At 38.4% G+C, this 19029-nt stretch carries 16 protein-coding genes and 2 pseudogenes; 13 read left to right on the forward strand and 5 right to left on the reverse strand.

Annotated features, from left to right (window positions below):
• Positions 1–40 precede the first annotated feature (40 nt).
• The 7 genes and pseudogenes from LC455_RS05500 (at position 41) to LC455_RS05530 (ending at position 5994) form a co-directional block, all read left to right on the forward strand.
• Complete coding sequence (locus tag LC455_RS05500; protein WP_223588897.1) at positions 41–1540, forward strand: alpha-glucosidase/alpha-galactosidase; 1500 nt, start codon at positions 41–43, stop codon at positions 1538–1540.
• Positions 1541–1668: 128 nt separating this feature from the next.
• Positions 1669–2730, forward strand: a complete 1062-nt coding sequence (locus LC455_RS05505) for a Gfo/Idh/MocA family protein (RefSeq protein ID WP_223588898.1) — start codon at positions 1669–1671, stop codon at positions 2728–2730.
• Positions 2731–2829: 99 nt separating this feature from the next.
• Positions 2830–3603 carry a phytanoyl-CoA dioxygenase family protein gene (locus tag LC455_RS05510; RefSeq protein WP_223588900.1) on the forward strand — a complete coding sequence of 258 codons (774 nt, stop codon included), beginning with the start codon at positions 2830–2832 and terminating at the stop codon, positions 3601–3603.
• A 194-nt stretch (positions 3604–3797) separates the two neighbouring features.
• Positions 3798–3963 (forward strand): annotated as a pseudogene (locus LC455_RS05515) (amino acid permease); the annotation flags it as partial.
• Between the two features lie 92 nt (positions 3964–4055).
• The gene (locus tag LC455_RS05520) at positions 4056–4322 is read left to right on the forward strand and encodes a hypothetical protein (RefSeq protein ID WP_223589875.1); all 267 of its coding nucleotides are present in this window, start codon (positions 4056–4058) and stop codon (positions 4320–4322) included.
• Positions 4323–4612: 290 nt separating this feature from the next.
• A pseudogene (locus LC455_RS31305) lies at positions 4613–4669 on the forward strand (hypothetical protein); the annotation flags it as partial.
• Positions 4670–4902: 233 nt separating this feature from the next.
• Positions 4903–5994: a low temperature requirement protein A gene (locus tag LC455_RS05530; protein ID WP_223588902.1), complete on the forward strand. Its 1092-nt coding sequence runs from the start codon at positions 4903–4905 to the stop codon at positions 5992–5994.
• 406 nt (positions 5995–6400) lie between these two features.
• Here LC455_RS05530 and LC455_RS05535 read toward each other — a convergent pair whose 3' ends face one another.
• On the reverse strand, positions 6401–8398 hold the full coding sequence (locus LC455_RS05535; RefSeq protein WP_223588904.1) for a S9 family peptidase: 1998 nt from the start codon (positions 8396–8398) through the stop codon (positions 6401–6403).
• Positions 8399–8655: 257 nt separating this feature from the next.
• Between LC455_RS05535 and LC455_RS05540 the strand changes: the two genes are divergently transcribed.
• The gene (locus LC455_RS05540; RefSeq protein WP_223588906.1) at positions 8656–9291 is read left to right on the forward strand and encodes a DUF2306 domain-containing protein; all 636 of its coding nucleotides are present in this window, start codon (positions 8656–8658) and stop codon (positions 9289–9291) included.
• A gap of 78 nt (positions 9292–9369) precedes the next feature.
• On the opposite strand, the gene LC455_RS05545 is transcribed toward LC455_RS05540, so the two are convergent.
• A complete protein-coding gene (locus tag LC455_RS05545; RefSeq protein ID WP_223588908.1) occupies positions 9370–10911 on the reverse strand; it encodes a class I adenylate-forming enzyme family protein in 1542 nt (513 codons plus the stop codon).
• A 199-nt stretch (positions 10912–11110) separates the two neighbouring features.
• Between LC455_RS05545 and hprK the strand changes: the two genes are divergently transcribed.
• The gene (hprK, locus tag LC455_RS05550) at positions 11111–12046 is read left to right on the forward strand and encodes an HPr(Ser) kinase/phosphatase (protein ID WP_223588909.1); all 936 of its coding nucleotides are present in this window, start codon (positions 11111–11113) and stop codon (positions 12044–12046) included.
• Positions 12047–12286: 240 nt separating this feature from the next.
• The gene (locus tag LC455_RS31310; RefSeq protein WP_263297691.1) at positions 12287–12418 is read left to right on the forward strand and encodes a hypothetical protein; all 132 of its coding nucleotides are present in this window, start codon (positions 12287–12289) and stop codon (positions 12416–12418) included.
• 531 nt (positions 12419–12949) lie between these two features.
• Here the strand turns inward: LC455_RS31310 and LC455_RS05555 are convergent.
• Positions 12950–13771, reverse strand: a complete 822-nt coding sequence (locus tag LC455_RS05555) for a helix-turn-helix domain-containing protein (RefSeq protein ID WP_223588911.1) — start codon at positions 13769–13771, stop codon at positions 12950–12952.
• A gap of 276 nt (positions 13772–14047) precedes the next feature.
• On the opposite strand from LC455_RS05555, the gene LC455_RS05560 reads away from it, so the two are divergent.
• Genes LC455_RS05560 through LC455_RS05570 form a run of 3 tightly spaced genes read left to right on the forward strand, consistent with a single transcriptional unit; the run spans position 14048 to position 17097 of the window.
• Entirely contained in the window at positions 14048–15208 is a 1161-nt protein-coding gene (locus LC455_RS05560) for a Gfo/Idh/MocA family protein (RefSeq protein WP_223588912.1), read from the forward strand.
• A gap of 23 nt (positions 15209–15231) precedes the next feature.
• The gene (locus LC455_RS05565) at positions 15232–15969 is read left to right on the forward strand and encodes a ThuA domain-containing protein (RefSeq protein ID WP_223588913.1); all 738 of its coding nucleotides are present in this window, start codon (positions 15232–15234) and stop codon (positions 15967–15969) included.
• Between the two features lie 36 nt (positions 15970–16005).
• Positions 16006–17097, forward strand: coding sequence for a Gfo/Idh/MocA family protein (locus LC455_RS05570; RefSeq protein ID WP_223588914.1), 1092 nt, complete (start codon positions 16006–16008; stop codon positions 17095–17097).
• Between the two features lie 612 nt (positions 17098–17709).
• On the opposite strand, the gene LC455_RS05575 is transcribed toward LC455_RS05570, so the two are convergent.
• Together LC455_RS05575 and LC455_RS05580 are read right to left on the reverse strand one after the other, a co-directional pair.
• Complete coding sequence (locus LC455_RS05575) at positions 17710–18165, reverse strand: CBS domain-containing protein (RefSeq protein ID WP_223588916.1); 456 nt, start codon at positions 18163–18165, stop codon at positions 17710–17712.
• Positions 18166–18305: 140 nt separating this feature from the next.
• Complete coding sequence (locus LC455_RS05580; protein WP_223588918.1) at positions 18306–18926, reverse strand: TetR/AcrR family transcriptional regulator; 621 nt, start codon at positions 18924–18926, stop codon at positions 18306–18308.
• Between the last annotated feature and the right edge of the window lie 103 nt (positions 18927–19029).

Below are 19029 nucleotides of genomic sequence, written 5' to 3' on the forward strand. Positions count from 1 at the left end.
AGATAGTAATTTACCATTTTCAGCAAAGGGGAGTTACTCATTGACCTTTAAAATCGCATTTATTGGGGCTGGCAGTATTGGATTTACAAGAGGGTTATTAAGGGATATTCTGTCTGTCCCAGAATTCCGTAACATTAAGGTAGCATTTACGGATATTAACCCAAAAAACTTGGATATGGTTACAAAGTTATGTCAACGAGATATTGATGAAAACAACTTGAATATAAAAATTCAATCGACAGTCAATCGACGGGAAGCACTTAAAGATTCAAAATATATATTTTCGGTTGTACGAGTCGGTGGGTTAGAGGCATTTCAATATGATATCGACATTCCATTAAAATATGGGATTGACCAATGTGTAGGAGATACACTTTGTGCGGGCGGGATCATGTACGGGCAGCGTGGAATAGCTGAAATGCTTGATATCTGTAAAGATATTCGTGAAGTTGCAAACCCAGAATGCATGCTGCTCAATTATGCTAATCCGATGGCAATGATTACATGGGCTTGTAATAAATATGGTGGTGTTAAGACGATTGGGCTTTGTCATGGTGTGCAAGGGGGACATCGACAAATTGCTAAGGTGCTTGGTCTGGAGAAACATGAAGTAGATATTATCTGTGCGGGTATCAACCATCAAACATGGTATATCCAAGTAAAGCACAATGGTAAAGATATGGCAGACAAGCTTCTCCATGCATTTGAAAATCACCCGGAATTTAGTAAAACGGAAAAAGTCCGTATTGATATGCTAAGACGTTTTGGCTATTACAGCACTGAATCAAATGGTCATTTAAGTGAATATGTGCCATGGTACCGAAAACGTCAAGAAGAAATTAACGATTGGATTGATCTTGGAAGCTGGATAAATGGTGAGACTGGCGGATATTTAAGAGTTTGTACGGAAGGCAGGAATTGGTTTGAGACGGATTTTCCGAACTGGATGAAGGAACCTGTTTGCGAATATAAAGAGGAAAACCGTGGCGAGGAGCACGGTTCCTATATTCTTGAAGCCCTGGAAACAGGAAGAGTATACCGCGGCCACTTTAATGTCGTTAACAATGGGATTATTTCAAATCTTCCAGATGACTCGATTATCGAGGCGTCTGGATATGTTGATCGAAATGGAATTAGTATGCCTCTTGTAGGAGATCTGCCACTGGGCTGTGCGGCGGTTTGTAATGCAAGTATCTCTGTTCAACACCTTGCAGTGGAAGCTGCAGTTCATGGAGACGATTATCTCTTACGTCAAGCCATGATGATGGATCCATTAGTAGGAGCAGTCTGTAATCCGAAAGAAATTTGGCAGCTTGTAGATGAGATGCTAGTGGCACAGGGACAATGGTTACCACAATATCAGGATTCAATCGTAAAGGCGAAAAAGCGACTAGAATCCGGAAAATTAATTCCAGCTAAGAACAATAAAGGTGCAGCCCGTCTCAAAGTCAAAACTGTAGAAGAAATGGCTAAAAACCGAGAAGCAGCAAATAAGAATGCTGGTGAATCTGACAAAGCGAAGGAACATCTTCAGCAGTGAATATATTAAATAAAACGGGGATTGGTGACGTTTCATCCGAATTCCTATAACTGATAGTTCAAGTCTACAAAATCCCACAAAAAGACAACTAAATCCAAAACGAAGAGTTTTTAGGGGAGGAATATAAAATGGAAAAAGTATTGCGAGTTGGAATTATCGGTGCAGGTGGAATTGCTAGAGGAGCGCATATCCCAAACTATTTGAAATGTGGGGATAAAGTCCAAATTGTAGCAGTGTCAGATGTCGTTATAGAAAAAGCAGAAGAGTTAGCAAAAGACTTCAACATACCTTATGCATTTTCAAGTTACGAAGACATGTTAGAAGAAGTCGAAATAGATGCAGTCAGCATTTGTACGCCAAATAAATTTCATTATCCGGCAACGATCGCTGCGCTAAAAGCAGGATGCCATGTTCTTTGCGAAAAACCGCCTGCGATGGCTGTTGAAGAGGCGGAAGAAATGGCGGCCCTTGCTGAAAAAATAGGGAAAATGTTAACGTATGGCTTCCACTTCCGTCATTCTCCACATGTAGATACATTAAAGCGGTTCATTGATGCTGGTGAATTAGGAAACATATACGCGGCTCAAGTAACGGCAATGCGTCGACGAGGTATTCCTGGATGGGGAGTATTTACAAACAAAGAACTTCAAGGCGGTGGACCGCTTATCGATATCGGTGTTCACATGCTGGACACAGCATTATATCTTATGGGATACCCTGAACCTGACACTGTCCTTGGCGTTACTTATCAAGAAATTGGTAACCGTAAAGGGGTTGGTTTACTAGGGACTTGGGATTGGGACAACTTCTCTGTAGAAGATATGGCACGGGGGATGATAACATTCAAAAACGGCGCTTCTATCCTTTTAGAAACAGCATTTGCTGCAAACGTTGAAAAGCATGATGAAATGAATGTGAAATTAATGGGTGACCAAGGTGGAGCTAGTGTTTTTCCACTCAAAATCTATCAAGAAAAGCATGAAACATTAATTGATATAACACCTTCACACTTGCCTAAGGAAGACTTTCATGAAATAGAACTAGGAAGATTCGTAGACTCTTGTTTGAATGGATCTGAACCAATTAGCACTCCACAACAGGGTGTATATCTACAACAAATTATTAACGGATTATATGAATCCGCTGAAAAAGGTGAAGCTATTAAAATTATCCAAAAATCACTCGTTTAAAATTTATTCGAATTAAAAGAATAGTGATTCTACCCTTTTTAATATTATGTCTGTGAATACATTATAAAAAATATTATGAAATAAGGAAGATGGGAAACGATGATCCAAAAAAATGATGTAGAATTTTACAAAGAAGAAGGGTATTTATTAGTTAAAGGCGTGTTTAATATGGAAGAAGTCGAAGCGATGCGAAAAGGCATAGACAGCATCATTCGACGGGCTGCTGAAGCAAAAAAGGATGAGAATGCTGCATGGGATGGTGATTATTTACCAAAAGAACAACTAAGAAGGCTTGTTCTGAAGGGATTTCATAACGTTCATTATCATGACTCTGTCTTCTTAAATGCCCTAGCTCATGCGAATATGGTTTCCATATTACAACAATTAATAGGGCCAAATGTACAACTGCATCATTCAAAAATGCTAGTGAAGCCGCCTGAAAAGGGTGCTGCATTTCCGATGCATCAAGATTACCCTTATTTTCCTCATGAAAAACACAGCATGTTGGCAGCAAGTGTTCATTTAGACGAAAGTAATGAAGAAAACGGATGTCTGCGAGTCATCCCTAAGTCACACAAACTAGGAGCTCTTTCTCATGTTGGGAGACACTATTTGAATCACCAGGAATATCCTATTTCTAGTGGAACTTCTTGTCCAGCTGAACCTGGAGATGTATTATTTTTCAATTATTTAACTATTCACGGTTCTGATGTAAACAAGAGTGATCGAAATCGAAGAAATGTTTTATTTCAATATCGTAATGCATCTGATTTCCCTGTAGAAGATACACATTTTGATTGGGGAATGGGATTAATGGTTAGTGGTGAAAATCCTCATTTTGATAAGGTTACACCAAAGTATACGATCGGTTAACGCCAGAAGAAACTTCCATCAGTATTTATTATCATGGATCATGACAGTCTTGTAAGAGTGCAGCAGTACATTAATTTTTTCGACGTCGATCTTATTGGCGTCTTTTTTAGTTGAGCTGACTTCAAAATGATTGTCTTTTTTTTTCGTTGTTGACACAATGCAAGATACTATTAATTAACAATAGTTAAACTTGAGCATTTACAGACATTGCCGAAGACTATCTCGGACCTCAGGCAGCGTATGTCACCGGATGGAGCAATTGGTCTTGTTGGATTATGACGGCGATGGCCGATGTTATTGCAAGTTGGTGTATATGTTCGATATTGGTTTGATATCCCGCAGTGGATACCTGCCATTGTAATAAAAAGGACTTTGATGCGCATGAGTTTTCCTGATAATGATAAAAAACGGTTCCCTCTATATTATCTACATAAAAGAAGGAGTGATGACAATTGTATCATAATGTCTTTCAACCATTTTTATATAAAAATCTTATCGCCACTATTGAAAATAAGGCTGAATTAGATAAACACGTAAAGATTCTTTCTCAATTAGATCGATTAAGTGGTGAGCCAGAAGCGGAAAAAGCTGTAGACTATATAATAGATGAATTAAATCGATATGATGTAACCCATCACCGATATCAATTTGATGGATATTTCAGTGATCCAATTTTTGGAGAAGTCATCGTAAACACAAAAAATAGTTTTTACAATTAAGGCAAAAACAAGATCCTTTAGTTTTCACTGTCCGGAAGGGATGGAAGCTGAAGTCGTTTATGATGAATATAGTGACAAACGTAAACAAATTATAACTCCTGATAATAAACGTAAAAATTTCAAATGTATGAGTGTCTGCCGCCACCCAAATTCTGTCTAGTTCTTCGACATTATACGGGACGTGACAATGCACTTTACTTAGGAACCCATTTTAGAAAATAAGGAAGACTTAGAGATTGAGGAAGCATTAAGAAAAACAATATGGAAATAAAAGTGCAGCAGCAAGTCTTTTAGGTATTTTAAGAGGGACATTATATAACAAAATAAAAGAATATGGATTAAATTAAATGTGGAAATAAATGAGCTATGATATATTGAAGCAATAGTGCCTGTTCTTAAGGGAACAGGCATTAGTTTTAAAAAGTAAATTCTCTAGCAGGGACACTAATCAATTCTTCGATTTGCTATTTTTGGTGGGATTAGCTGTCCTAAGTAGGAACAGAACTAAAAAATATCCTCTTTCATTTTCTACATATTTCTATCATATAATAATCTATTAGGGGATAGGAAGGAGCACAGAATGGAAGAAAAGAAAGTTACATGGTTAGAGCTTTTTTATGATTTGTTATTTGTGGCGGCGGTTGCGGTTGCAACCCATGTTTTACTTCATGTTGAAGATGGGTATATCCATTCAGAATATATATTTAAGTTTGTGTTAATTTTTATTCCGATCTGGTGGGCTTGGGTAGGGCAAACCTTGTTTGTAAACCGGTTCGGACAAGATTTATTTCATCAACGACTATTTTTGATACTACAAATGTTTTTTGTCCTAATTATGACATCGAGCTTATCAGTTGATTTTGATCAATATTATCTTTCTTTTCTAATTGGTTATATTGGCTTAAGAGCAGTGACAGCGATCCAATATCTTGTTGTCCAGCGTAAAGAAGAGGGATTTCGAAAAAAAGCAGCACGATATTTAGGAAGGTATTTTTGGATCGGAATCATCATATCATTGTTCTCCGTCTTTTTTGATTCTTGGCTTCGTTATGCCGTGTTATATGCAGGTATTATTATCGATATGATGGTTCCAATATTTGGACGAAAATATTTAGTAAAGGTGCCAACCAATACAGCGCACTTATTAGAGCGATTTGGTCTATTTACCATTATTCTCTTTGGTGAAGCTCTTGTCAGCACGCTTGCGGTAATTCAGCCTAAACAAGGAAATTGGTATTCAATAGGCTTTTCGGCCATTTCATTTATCCTAATCATATCAATGTGGTGGCAGTATTTCGATAATGTGGAGAAGAAAGTAGACAAGTCGATACAAACGATCGGCCAAACCATTATTTACGGTCACCTGTTTATTTTAATGTCTTTAAGCATGATTGCAGCATCTATCAGACTATTGTTTTTACATGAAGTTCATTATTCATTTATCCTGTATTTCGTCTTTTGTTCTGTATTGATCTATTTCCTGTCAACTTCTATTGTTTTCCACCAATATAGACATGCGCACCACAGATTGAAAATTTATCATTTAGGGCTATTTTTGGTGATTTTAGCTGTCTTTATTATTATTAATTTAATAGTAGTAGTACCATATATTGTGGTAATAGGGGAATTAACCCTGTTTTTTGTCATCTATGCGAAATTAACTACGACTTGAATAAAGTCCCAAAGGATATAAAGGTGAATGTGAACGTACCTGTTTTGTTGGTTCTCCAAATGAGATCTGACGTTTTTCTAATTATTATCCAGTGAGTGTCGTTATTTTTAAAAATTATGTAGTAAGTTTCTGAAAATATGTTGTAAGTGGCCAAAAATATGTAGTAAATTTTATCAGATCTGACGTTTTTTCAATTATTATCCAGTAAATGTCGTTAACCTCAAAAATTATGTAGTAAGTGTCTGAAAATATGTCATAAGTGACCCAAAATATGTAGTAATCGGCCTAAAATATGTAGTAAATTTCTGAAGATCCGTTGACGCTCCAATAATATCCAGTGAATGTTGTTATTTCGAAGAAATAGACAAATCCCATCTGGTTCACAGATGGGATTTATTAAATAATCTTATTTCAGTCGATCATCAAACCAGCCAATTAAATGCTTTAGCCGCTCTAAACGGTGCTTCGGTTTGCCAGAACGGGAAAGGTCATGGTTTTCTTCAGGGAAGCGGACTAGCTTGGTTTCCACTCCCAACCGCTTAAGGGCAACATACCATTGTTCTGCTTGCTCCATTGGGCAACGTAAATCCTGTTCACTGTGCAGGATTAATATCGGTGTTTTCACATTACGGGCATGGTGAAGAGGGGAAAGTTTTAATAACTTCTCGGCATCATCCCATAAATCAGCATGTCCGTGCTGCCATTCCGTGAAGAAAAATCCAATATCACTTGTTCCGTAGAAGCTATGCCAATTACAAATACTGCGCTGCGTAACGGCCGCTTTGAAACGGTCTGTACGAGTGACAATGACGTTGGTCATATACCCGCCGTAACTGCCTCCCGTAACAAATAACTGGTTGTGATTGATAAAGGTAAAGTTTTCTAATGCATAATCGACACCAGCCATAATATCCTCATAATCCATTCCGCCGTAATCACCGATAACGGCATTCACGAAGTCATGACCGTAGCCATGGCTTCCTCTAGGATTCGTATAAAGCACAACATAGCCTTTTGATGCCATTACCTGCATCTCGTGGTGAAATCCATTTCCATATGCCGTTGCCGGTCCGCCGTGAATTTCAAGGATCATTGGGTATTTTTTGCCTTCCTCAAACCCAAAAGGTTTTAAGATCCAACCTTCAATATCCCAACCATCTGTGCTCTTGTAATGGAATTTTTCAGGAGTACTTAAATGAACCTGGTTATATAGCTCTTGATTCCAATCCGTTAACTTATGAATGTTACTCACATTTTTTAAATCTTGAATAACTAAATCTCCTGTGGAATAAGGAGTTGCGAAAACAAGGACTGCTTGATTGTCACTTATAATATCATAAGAAGTAACGGTTGCTATGGAAGGGGATAGAGCAGCTGAAACCTCCCCATTCAGCGTTACCTTAAATAACTGACAATCGCCGCCAACTGTGGCAGTAAAGTAAATGTTAGAGCTAGTGGAGTCCCATATTAATCGAAACTCCGCTGTGTCATACTTCGCATCAACACCTACAAGGTTTCCGATTGTGTAGTCAAAGCCCTCTGTTAAATTGGTTAATTTACCTGTTTCCAAGGATAATAGGAGGACATTTGTATTGCCTTGACTTCGTTCACCACGTGTATGACCAGCAATGGCCAGCCATTTACCATTTGGGGAGATCGAAGGGGCACTTATATATCCATTTCCTTGATAAACAAGAGTCTCTTTCTTAACATCCAGATCGTATTTCCAAATAGCCGGGAGGTAACCCCACTCTGTATCTTCGGCCTTTGTTCCAACATAGAATAAGTTTTTTCCATCTGGAGTGTAACGAGGCTGTGAAAAATCATGCTCTCCCTCTGTAACTTTTGTATAAGACTTTGTCTCCATGTCAAATAGGTAAACATGCTTGCGGTCGTTGTTATATATCCCAACTCCGTCTCCTTTATAACGAAGTCTTGTAATCACCTTCACATCACTTTTTTCATTGTTTTTATCTTCGTCCTTATCAGAGGTATGCTTTAATTCGCCGTTAATGGTAAGCGCAAGCTGCTTTCCGTCTGGTGACCAAACAAATTCACCAATTCCTTGCTTTACGTTCGTTAATTGAACCGCTTCACCACCATTAGTATGTAAAAGCCAGACTTGATTTTTTCCGGTGCGGTTTGAACGGAAGGCAAGCATGCTTCCATCTGGTGACCATTGTGGAGATGTATCTTTTACTAAGCTATCCTTTGAATAATGAGAAGTAAACTGTCTGCCTTCATCTTTTAAATCGGTTACATAAATATAAGAATAATAGCCATCTTTTTCTTTATCTACATGAGTCAGGACATATGCAGCCTTGTCTTTGTTAGGTGAAACCTGAGGATCCCCGACAAACTTCAATTCACATAAATCTTCAGCGGTAATCGGACGTTTTGCCATGTTAAATTCCCCCCAAAATGTACTTTCTTAAGTCTATCTTAACATTTCGATAGTCGAAGTAAATGAATATTTTGAATCCAAAGGGACGGTTCCACTGGTTTTCAAAAGCTGCTGAACCTTCCAAGTGTTTCATTGTCCTCTAGCCAGGCAGAGGAATTTATATAAATTTAAGAATTTCATTATTTCTTGTTAAGAATAAGGAAGTATCGTAATAGAAAGGAAAATTGAAGTTGTTTAAGAGAGGGAGAGATAGATAAATGAATTCTAAAAAAATGTGGTGGATTTTGGTGATTGTATCTCTTGGAGTGATGATTCCTTTTGTTGCCCCTTATTTTTCATTAAATCCTGAAAATAGCCGCATCGCGATAAAATCATCATCGATCCACTATCCAGTTCTAGTAGGCCATATCGTATTTGCATGTTTCGCTATCCTATCAGGCTTTATACAATTTATCAAACGTATTCGCCTGCACAAACCGAAAATTCATCGGTATTTGGGCTGGATTTACGCTGGCAGTGTTTTTATCAGTGGATTGCTTGCATTGGTGTTGGTTTTCTATGCTGAAAATTTCACAAAAGCGGTTGCATTCCTTGTTTTATCATTGCTTTGGCTATATACGTGCTGGAAAGGAATCCGTGCCGCAGTCAGAAAAGAAATGAATGAACATCGCCGTTGGATGATACGCAGTTTTGGTGTTACCTTAGTGGCAGTAAGTGCACGCTTATTAGTACCGGTTTTACTATTGACTTACTATATACTAAACGGATTTTCACTGCCGGCGGGAAGAGAGAAGATGGTCGAAGAAGTGTTAAACGTTAATATCTGGGTTGGACTCATACTTAATTTCATGATTATTGAGTGGAGGATTTTTAACCGAGGTAAATCAAAATAATTGATAGGATCAAACCTAACTTAAATCGAAATAAAGACTTTGGGCACGGACCCAAAGTCTTTAAGATTATGAAGATATTTAAATTTTTATTTGCTGCTGGTCCCAAAATTTAGAACGCAGTTCTACTTTTAGTATTTTTCCAGAAGGATTGCGCGGAAGCTCGTTCATAAAGTCCACCGACTTCGGTTTTTTGTAGCTTGCCAATTTTCCATCGCAGAAGTCGATAACGTCCTGTTCGGTTAAAGCCACGCCTTCCCGCGGAACCACGATTGCTTTTACTGATTCACCCCAAACAGGATCAGGAACGCCGATTACAGCCACATCAAGGATGCCGGGATGGGAATAAAGAACCTCTTCAATTTCCCTCGGATAGATATTTACACCACCGCTTATGAGCATATCCTTTTTACGATCAACGATGTAATAGTAACCTTCCTCATCCCTTAATGCCATATCTCCAACCGTAAAATAGCCGTTCCAGAAGGAGGCTTCATTCGCATCCGGATTATTATAGTATCCATCCAACAGATAAGGAGCTTTAATATATAACTCACCGACCCCGCCGTTTGCAACGGGATGCTTATTTTTATCTAAAATTAAGCATTCAACCAACGGGAAAGGCTGGCCGACACACCGATCTTTTCTACGGATATCCTTCGGCTTAATGTTAAGCGTAATCGCGCTTTCAGTTGATCCATAGAATTCATGTAGATCCAGATCATTAAAAAATTCGAGTACATCCAATTTCGTTTGAGTCGGAAGAGGGGACCCTGCAGAAATTAACACCCTCATCGAACTTGCATCATACTTGGATTTCGTTTCATTGTTAAGATTCACTAGGAAGTTAATCATAGTAGGTGCCATAAACGTATTCGTGGCTTTGTACTTTTCAACGTCAGTAAGGAATTGCTCAGGGCTGAAGGATTCCTCGATGACAAGAGTACCGCCGACAATCAGCTGCATCATCAAGAAAATCCAAGGTGCAGCGTGATAGATCGGTCCAGCCACGATATGGACATCAGATTCATCAATTTTGTATTCATAAGCGGCTGTCATGCCGGTAAGCATGCGGGAGCGATGAGAAATTACCACGCCCTTCGGTTTACCAGTCGTACCGGATGTGTACCCGAGATAAAGGGTGTCCTTTTCATCTACGTGGATTTCTGGTTCTTCAGCGGCCCCTCTTGCTAAAAAGGATTCATATTCTATTAAACTGTTAGTGGTAGTGCCATCGACCACCACTACGGTATCCAATTGAGGCAAGTTAGTGAGAAGCTTTTCAATTTCTCCAGTATATTCAGCTGTTGTGATGAAGCCGCGGCTGTCAGAATTTAAGACGATATATTCAATCTCAGAACCTACTAAACGGAAATTAATTGGAACAATAATGACACCAATCTTGGCTAATCCTAGGATAATTTCCACATAGGCAGCGTGGTTTTTCATCATAACGGAAACCTTATCGCCTTTCTTATAGCCAAGAGATAAGAAAGCGTTTGCAATTTTGTTCGCACGTTTATTTAGCTCACCGTATGTCCATTGTTTATCTTTAAAAATAACGGCAGGTTTATTGCTGTACTTGTCCGCATTTTGCTTCATAATTGATCCAAATGTAAGCATCTTGAGCACATCCTCTCTAATGTGAAAAATCTGAATCTTCTTATATTTATTATTGTACAATATCTTCCAAGTTGATGCAAGGCAACAGTACTCCTGCTTCAGACGCAAAAGTACCGCCATTCTCTTTTAAAATGGATGACGATTCCAATAAACTTAAGTATAATTCATTATAAAAAGTTGAGAGGACGGTGAGTAAAGAGTGAAGAAAATAACCGTTGAAGACCTGATACAAAAGTTTTCATTGAAGGTAGTGGCCGGTGAAAATCAACTTCAGAAAATGATTACGCAATCACGCGTGCACCGTCCAGGACTGGAATTTGTCGGGCATTTTGATTTTTTTCCAACTGAACGAGTTCAAATTTTAGGGAAAAAGGAAATCACCTATTTACACAAATTAAGCCATGCAGAACGTAAATTTAGAATCGGAAATATCGTCCAATATCAACCGCCATGTTTTATCGTTACGGCTGGTGAAGAAGGGCTTACCTATTTAAAGCATCATTGTAACGAACAGGGGATTCCTCTTTTACTAACTAATCAGCCTGAGACCACTTCAGAATTTATCATTAAATTGGATGCCTATTTGATAAAGGCATTGGCACCGGAAATGACGGAGCATGGAGTTTGTATGAATGTATCCGGCATTGGAATTCTTATTCGCGGCAGTTCGGGGGTAGGGAAGAGCGAAACCGCGCATACCTTAATTCGCCGAGGCCACCGGCTGGTTGCGGATGATATGGTTGTCCTAAAGAAGCTGAGTCCGCAAACCATACTCGGGACTCATGATGGAAAAAACAAAGAATTCTTGGCACTAAGAAGTATTGGATTGTTGAATGTGGTTCGCTTATACGGCCGGAAGGCTTTTCAAGATGAAACACGAATTGCGCTAGATATTCATTTGAAGAAATGGGAAAAAGATGCCTTGTATAATGATTTGGAACAGGAATTTCACTATACCGACTATATGGGGGTTAAAATTCCTTCCATTGAAATCCAGCTTCAGCCTGGACGTGATGTTGCGGGGCTCATTGAGGCAGCCGCAAATAACTGGTATTTGAAGCAGCAAGGCTACAGCGCAGCAGAGGAGTTCATGAGCAGGATTGAAGCTGATATTACGAATTCGGGTATGAATTAAGTTTATATCTTTTATAAGATAAAGCTACAGTCAAATAAGACCAATCCGATTGCCTTTATCATTTGATAATTTAAAGGATGAGAACGAATTGGAAGTAAAGCATAAAACGACCTATATATACACTTACACTTATTATGAGAATGAACAATCACTGTATGCTTTGGAATGGTTTTACCTCACCTGTCAACGAAGGATTTGAGAACCGGCGCTCTATTGAGAGGGAAATCGGATTACATATCAATGGAAATAGCAGATATTCATCATCCTAAGCGACTGTTTGGGGTCATGAATGTAAATGGAAGATGGGTCTTTGGTGACTATGTTAAAGGTGAGTCTATTTGGTTTCGAAATCAACAAAAAACCAATCGATGAAATTCTTATAAATGCAGGTTTTATCATAATTGATAGAGCTGTTTTTAAGAAACGTTCTTTTTCCCGAGAAGTGATTGTTTGTAAGTAGTTTCATTGGTAGATATTGATTGGCATGCATTATATAAGCTGAGAAAGATAGACGCCTTCACACAAAAAAGGATATAAAATTACCGAAACATCAAAAAACGCCTTCAAAATTCATTTTTGAAGGCGTTTTTTGATGTTTTATGCTTAAAATTCCCTCAAAATGAAAAATGGTAGTTCGCTTTACCTCGCCGATCTCGATATTGTTGAAGGACGAAAGACGAGAGCTTTCACATTAAACCTGCGTAAGGGACAAGGAAGAATGGCGTCAAATTATATTCACATTCATGAAAACGATATGGCACAGATCCATTCGAGAATATGAAGATATAGAAGTAAGTCAAGAATTGCTAGATCAAATATTAGATGCGGGCATTCGTGCCCTCATTTATATGCTTGTAGTTCAAAAACATTATATAACGTTCACATAGATCACCAGGGCTGTTCTCATGAATACGGAGTATCTAGTTGATTATGGACAGGGTGGAGATCAAGATACAACAAAGGTATCTTTTCTCGATATTCTTTTGGTGTACATAATGTTTTCTTTACAAAGTTGCGATTGAAGGATCGAATGTTTTCAAAACCACAGAGATAAGCAATTTCAGTTATATTTTTTTCCGTAGTTCTTAGCAGATGACAAGCATAGCTAATCCTAGTTCCATTTAAAAAATCTGAAAAAGACGTTTTAACACTAGCATTAAAATATTTCGATAAATAATTATAGCTATAACCTAATGTAACGGCGATACTATTTAAAGAAATAGCTTCCGTAAAGTGATCCTGTATATAGGTTAGCATGGTGTGGAGCAACTGTGAGTCTTTTTTTTCCGCTTTAATTAAGGTAGTTTGTGACATTAGCTCAGATAGTAATAAATAGAGGCTTGCTTTTTGTTCTAGTAGATTTAAGTTATCTTTAAAGAGTGTTCTAGAAATAAGTGTTTTTGCCTCCAAGGATAGGTTGAAAATAGGTTTTTCCAGGGAACTAGTTTCTATCATCCTTTGAAATGTCGGAATATAATCTGGTGAAAAGATACATATTTTAGCCCTGGATTGAGATTTTGTAACGATCGAATGAATTTCATTCGGTAATATTAATAAGTATTGTCCAGTATGTAAATGAAAACATCTTTGTTCAATCATTACTTCCAATTCCCCATCAACGACAAATATTAATTCAAAACAACGATGGAGGTGGCTTGGAAAATTTAAATTGATGACATCATAGTTTGAAATTAGATCAAAATGGTGTGGTTCATATATTAACATTTTTAGATTGATCCTCTCGAAAAGGATAAATTTTGTCTAGGATTATATAAGTTTTATCTTGTTGTGTCAAACGAAAAAATGATAAGTTTACCAATATAAGATACAAAGAATGTGGTCTCATTTCTCTTGGTTATGGAATCTAATTCTCAGATATAAACTTGGGACTCCCTTTTGTATCCGATCATCATGTTTCTGATGATTAGAATACCAGGGTCTTGTTTTTAAATCTATATCAATCCTATTCTTAACACAATCATATAAAAAAAGGGGATCACTATGGAAAAACTCAGAATTGGTATGGTGGGTTATAAATTTATGGGTAAGGCACACAGTCATGCCTACCGGGATCTTCCGCTATTTTTCCCGAAGACGGTTCATCCTGAAATGAAGGTAATTTGCGGCCGTGTTGAAAACGGTGTGGCTGCTGCCGCCAAGCAATTCGGATGGGAGGAGTATACTACCGACTGGAAGAGTCTCTTAGAAAGAGATGATATTGATTTAATCGATATCAATGCACCGAGTGATGTACATAAAGACATAGCGATTGCTGCTGCGCAGGCTGGAAAGCATGTTTTTTGCGAAAAGCCGTTAGCGATTACATTGAAGGATTCTAGAGAAATGCTTGAAGCTGTTGAGACCGCTGGAGTCAAACATATGGTTGGATTTAACTATCGCTTTGCGCCTGCTGTAATGCTGGCTAAACAACTGCTAGATGAAGGCAAGTTAGGTGAAATCTATCATTTCCGCGCCTGGTTTTTACAAGATTGGCTCGTGGATCCAAACTTCCCTCTAGCATGGAGACTTCAGAAAGAAATTGCAGGTTCAGGTTCTCACGGAGACCTTGGGGCTCATCTGATCGATTTGGCTCACTACCTTATTGGCGATATTACCGAAGTTATTGGCATGAACGAAACGTTTATAAAAGAACGGCCCATTCCTTCTCAGATGACCGGCTTATCAGCAAAAGGCAGCAATCGTGATGAAAAAGGCGAAGTAACGGTGGATGACGCTACCCTTTTCATGGCTCGTTTTTCTAACGGGGCATTAGGAAGCTTTGAAGCGACACGTTTTGCTGCAGGACATCGCTGTACGAATTCTTTTGAAATCAACGGAAGTAAAGGCAGTGTCATCTTCGACTTTGAACGTATGAATGAGCTGCAGGTTTATTTCACGGATGACAGGGAGGATGTACAAGGCTTCCGCCGCGTACTAGCAACTGACCCTGCTCACGCTTTTGCGCAAAACTGGTGGCCTCCAGGACATACGATCGGCTATGAGCATACGTTTATTCACGAAGTGGTTGAACTTATGGAGTCTTTCCGTGAGAATCGTCAGCCTGTTCCAAACTTCCTTGATGGCGTAAAGTGTCAAGAAGTTTTGGAAGCGGTTGATTTATCAATTGAGAAACGCCAATGGATCCGAATTTCTGACGTCTAAAACTATAAAGGAGTGCTTTTTCCATGAAAAAAAGTGCATTGATCGTTTGGGGTGGATGGGACGGCCATCAGCCTGAGCAGGTAGCAGAAATTTTTAAAGGAATCCTTGAGGAAGAAAATTTCCAAGTAGAGGTATCAAATTCACTTGACTCTTATGCAGACAAGGAAAAGCTAAAATCATTGGATTTAATCATTCCCCACTGGACAATGGGTGAAATTGAAAAAAAGTATGTCTTAAATATTTCTGAAGCAGTAGCAGCTGGTGTTGGTTTAGCTGGCTGTCACGGTGGAATGTGTGACTCTTTCCGGAACAATGTAGACTGGCAATTTATGACTGGCGGTAATTGGGTTGCCCATCCTGGAAATAATGGTGTGGAATACATGGTCAACATCAAGCATTCCTCAAGTCCGCTATTACAGGGTCTTTCTGATTTTAAAGTTGTTAGTGAGCAATACTATCTTCATTACGATCCGGCCGTTGAAATATTAGCTACCACCCGCTTTCCAATTGCTGACGGCCCCCATGCTGCTAATAAAACCGTTGATATGCCTGTAGTTTGGACCAAACGATGGGGTCTTGGAAATGTGTTTTATAATTCATTAGGCCATCAGTCGAACATCGTTGCCATGCCTGAAGTTTCGCTTATTATGCGCCGTGGATTTTTATGGGCCTCTGAAGGAAAGAAAAGGGCCGTTGAATTGGATGTAGATACTATTAATGGAAATATACGTGCCTATACTGGCATGGGAGACAGCCAATAAGAAAGACTTTAAAATACTAGACTAGGAGGAACCGTTATGAAAAAACTAAAAATCGGCATCATCGGCTGCGGAAATATTAGTTCCATTTACTTGGAAAATTGTCAGAAGTTCCCCCACCTCGAGCTTGCTGCCTGCGCGGACTTAGATATACAGAGGGCCCAATCTCAAGCTGAGACATTCGGTGTTCCTAAAGCATGTTCCGTAGATGAGCTGCTTTCAGACCCGGAGATTAAACTTATTATCAATCTAACGATTCCAAAGGCACATGCGGCTGTCTGCATCCAGGCACTCGAAGCAGGAAAACATGTTTATACCGAAAAACCACTGGCAGTTACACGAGAAGACGGAAAACAAATTTTAGAAACAGCGAAGAAACGGAACCTCCTTGTTGGCAGTGCACCTGACACTTTCTTGGGTGCTGGTATTCAAACTGCTATCCATTTGATTGAACAAGGTGAAATTGGTGTGCCTATTGGGGCATCTGCCTTCATGATTTGCCGTGGGCACGAACATTGGCATCCAGACCCTGCCTTCTATTATGAAATTGGGGGCGGACCCATGTTTGATATGGGACCTTATTACTTAACAGCCTTGGTGGCCCTACTAGGACCAATTAAACGAATTTCTGGTTTCACGAGTATTAGTTATCCTGAAAGAACCATTCTTAGTAAGCCAAAAGCAGGTACAAGAATAGAAGTATTAACCCCTACCCACATTTCAGGTGTAATAGACTTTGCATCAGGGGTAATCGGAAGCATTACAACAAGCTTTGATGCTTTTGGCGGTACATCACTGCCTCCTATTGAAATTAATGGAAGTGAAGGTACTCTACTTGTTCCAGATCCGAATACGTTCGGTGGTCCTGTCCAGATAAGAAAACGTGACGAAAATGAATTTAAGGATGTTCCTCTTTCATACGGATACGCCCAAAACAGCAGAGGACTTGGTGTTGCTGATATGGCTAAAGCTATACTCGAGGGTGGGAATTTTCGAGCAAATGGCGAATTAGCGTATCATGTTTTAGAAGCGATGCAGGGCTTCCATGACTCATCAGATAACGGTAGACACTATATAATGGAAAGTACATGCGTGCGCCCTGAATCAGTGACTTTTGAATTACACAAGTAAATTTGATTTATATGGGATATCAGAATCCATAATAATCATGATAAAAAAATTACATGGGCTTCCCTATTACTGGAAGACGGAGTAACCAGCATAGCATATTTCAGCGATCCTGACCTTAGTCACCTGCAAACAGTGACTGTCACTGTTCGCAAGGTAGATGTTGATTTTATAACTTTTGTTGATTGGATCGAAGCGACGAAGCGTCATGAGGACAAAATCAGCGATGAATCTATGAAAGCTGTCCCCATGAAAGTGTTGATAGCAAAGTGCCCTTGAGCGGAAATTAAGACTCCAATTTAACACAGCTTAAACAAAAAAGTGCTAAATAAAAAATTCAGCACTTTTTCTTAGTTTCTAAAAAGAAAAACAAATGTTAAAATGAACCGTCCCATTGCCTTTTTCAGGATTTTCCTCTAGATTCTCTGCATAATACGGCTTGACTCTGGAGAAGATGCACCAGATTTTTTATCAAAGTAAATAGCTAATCCAGCCAATATAATACAGGCGTAAATATATACCCAAATCATATTGCCACCTCCATAAGGAAAAAACACATCTTAAATTAATTTTAAGATAAATATCCAATTTGTAGTTTTTCTTCATATAGAGATTTTAAAGAAAAGTTCTAAAGGAATGTCTAATGACATCGCCTCGGCTAATGATTCCAACTAATACTCCATTCCGCTCAACGGGAAGTTTTTTTATTTGTTTATTCCCTAAAATAGAAGCGATCGTTTCTATTTCTTCATCCCAGGACACGTTATAAACCTTTCTTTTGGCTATGCTCATTACATTTAATTCAAGGAGCTTTCGTACTTTTTGCTCAAAATCTTCATAATCCCCTTTGATAATAGAAACGGAATGAAGGGGATCAACGATGCGATACTGATGCTTACCGATATACCGCATGATATCCCCATCACTAATATAGCCCGCCATTTCGTTTCTTTCGTTGACGATCGGTAGACCACTGATACGATTTTCAATAAATTTTTCGATAACATAACGAACCGTGTCAGTTTCCTTTACTTTTATCACCGGACTGATCATTATCTCGTAGGCTTGCATAATTCTCCACCCTATTGCTTTCATTTAATCCAAAAGATCTAAGGGACTGATCTTGTTCATTTTGCCCTGTTATGCATTAGAAAATTTTCTATGAATTTTTCTCTAAATTTAACACTACGTATTGTTCATTTATCCCAAGTTTATTTAGGTTCTTTATAAAACCCTTTTTTTAGTAATTCAATCTCCAACGAAAAGGTTTTCATAACATCATTAATCTGTAGATCCTTCGCGAAAGCATGGATTAGATTTTGAAACGACACAGCCATCATCATTTTAAAGATGTGGTAAATTTCTTCCTCATTCGTTACGTTTAAATTTTCGGAGCTTATATTGGTGATAATTTCAAAAAATCTGCTTTTTCTTTTTTCCTCATACATATTCTGGGTAAATGCTTTTTCGACTTTATAATTCATGTTTAAAAAGGCATTTTTAAAATATTGTCGATTTTCTGGTTCTTCAAACATAATGAGAATGCCTTTAAACCAATCAACTATGGTTGCAAATATATCTCCATTGTTCATTTTCATGATGGAAATCAGCCGCTCGAAATTCCGTTGGGAATGCTCATGCAGTAAAAAGTAGAATAGGTCTTCTAAACCGTCAAAATATTGATAAAAGCTTCCCCTGGGGATACCGGCATCCTTGATAATATTCGAAATCGACGCTTCATATAAAGGAACCCTAGAAAACTCCTTCTTAGCAGCATCTATTAAAGATCTTTGTTTTTCTTTTGATAAATTAAAAAAGGTTTGCTTAGGCATCTATTAACTCCTTTTATCATATGATAAGGTGTCATAAAATATTTATATTCATGATAATTTACCTATATGAATATGTCAATGTTCCATGTGACGATGTGTCATA

This window comes from Neobacillus bataviensis, assembly GCF_019969725.1.

Excerpts from the sequence above, each read along its gene's own strand:
- LC455_RS05505 (WP_223588898.1), top strand. The coding sequence starts at position 1,669 with ATGGAAAAAGTATTGCGAGTTGGAATTATCGGTGCAGGTGGAATTGCT.
- LC455_RS05510 (WP_223588900.1), top strand. The coding sequence starts at position 2,830 with ATGATCCAAAAAAATGATGTAGAATTTTACAAAGAAGAAGGGTATTTA.
- LC455_RS05530 (WP_223588902.1), top strand. The coding sequence starts at position 4,903 with ATGGAAGAAAAGAAAGTTACATGGTTAGAGCTTTTTTATGATTTGTTA.
- LC455_RS05535 (WP_223588904.1), bottom strand. The coding sequence starts at position 8,398 with ATGGCAAAACGTCCGATTACCGCTGAAGATTTATGTGAATTGAAGTTT.
- LC455_RS05540 (WP_223588906.1), top strand. The coding sequence starts at position 8,656 with ATGAATTCTAAAAAAATGTGGTGGATTTTGGTGATTGTATCTCTTGGA.
- LC455_RS05545 (WP_223588908.1), bottom strand. The coding sequence starts at position 10,911 with ATGCTTACATTTGGATCAATTATGAAGCAAAATGCGGACAAGTACAGC.
- LC455_RS31310 (WP_263297691.1), top strand. The coding sequence starts at position 12,287 with ATGGAAATAGCAGATATTCATCATCCTAAGCGACTGTTTGGGGTCATG.
- LC455_RS05555 (WP_223588911.1), bottom strand. The coding sequence starts at position 13,771 with ATGTTAATATATGAACCACACCATTTTGATCTAATTTCAAACTATGAT.
- LC455_RS05560 (WP_223588912.1), top strand. The coding sequence starts at position 14,048 with ATGGAAAAACTCAGAATTGGTATGGTGGGTTATAAATTTATGGGTAAG.
- LC455_RS05565 (WP_223588913.1), top strand. The coding sequence starts at position 15,232 with ATGAAAAAAAGTGCATTGATCGTTTGGGGTGGATGGGACGGCCATCAG.
- LC455_RS05570 (WP_223588914.1), top strand. The coding sequence starts at position 16,006 with ATGAAAAAACTAAAAATCGGCATCATCGGCTGCGGAAATATTAGTTCC.
- LC455_RS05575 (WP_223588916.1), bottom strand. The coding sequence starts at position 18,165 with ATGCAAGCCTACGAGATAATGATCAGTCCGGTGATAAAAGTAAAGGAA.
- LC455_RS05580 (WP_223588918.1), bottom strand. The coding sequence starts at position 18,926 with ATGCCTAAGCAAACCTTTTTTAATTTATCAAAAGAAAAACAAAGATCT.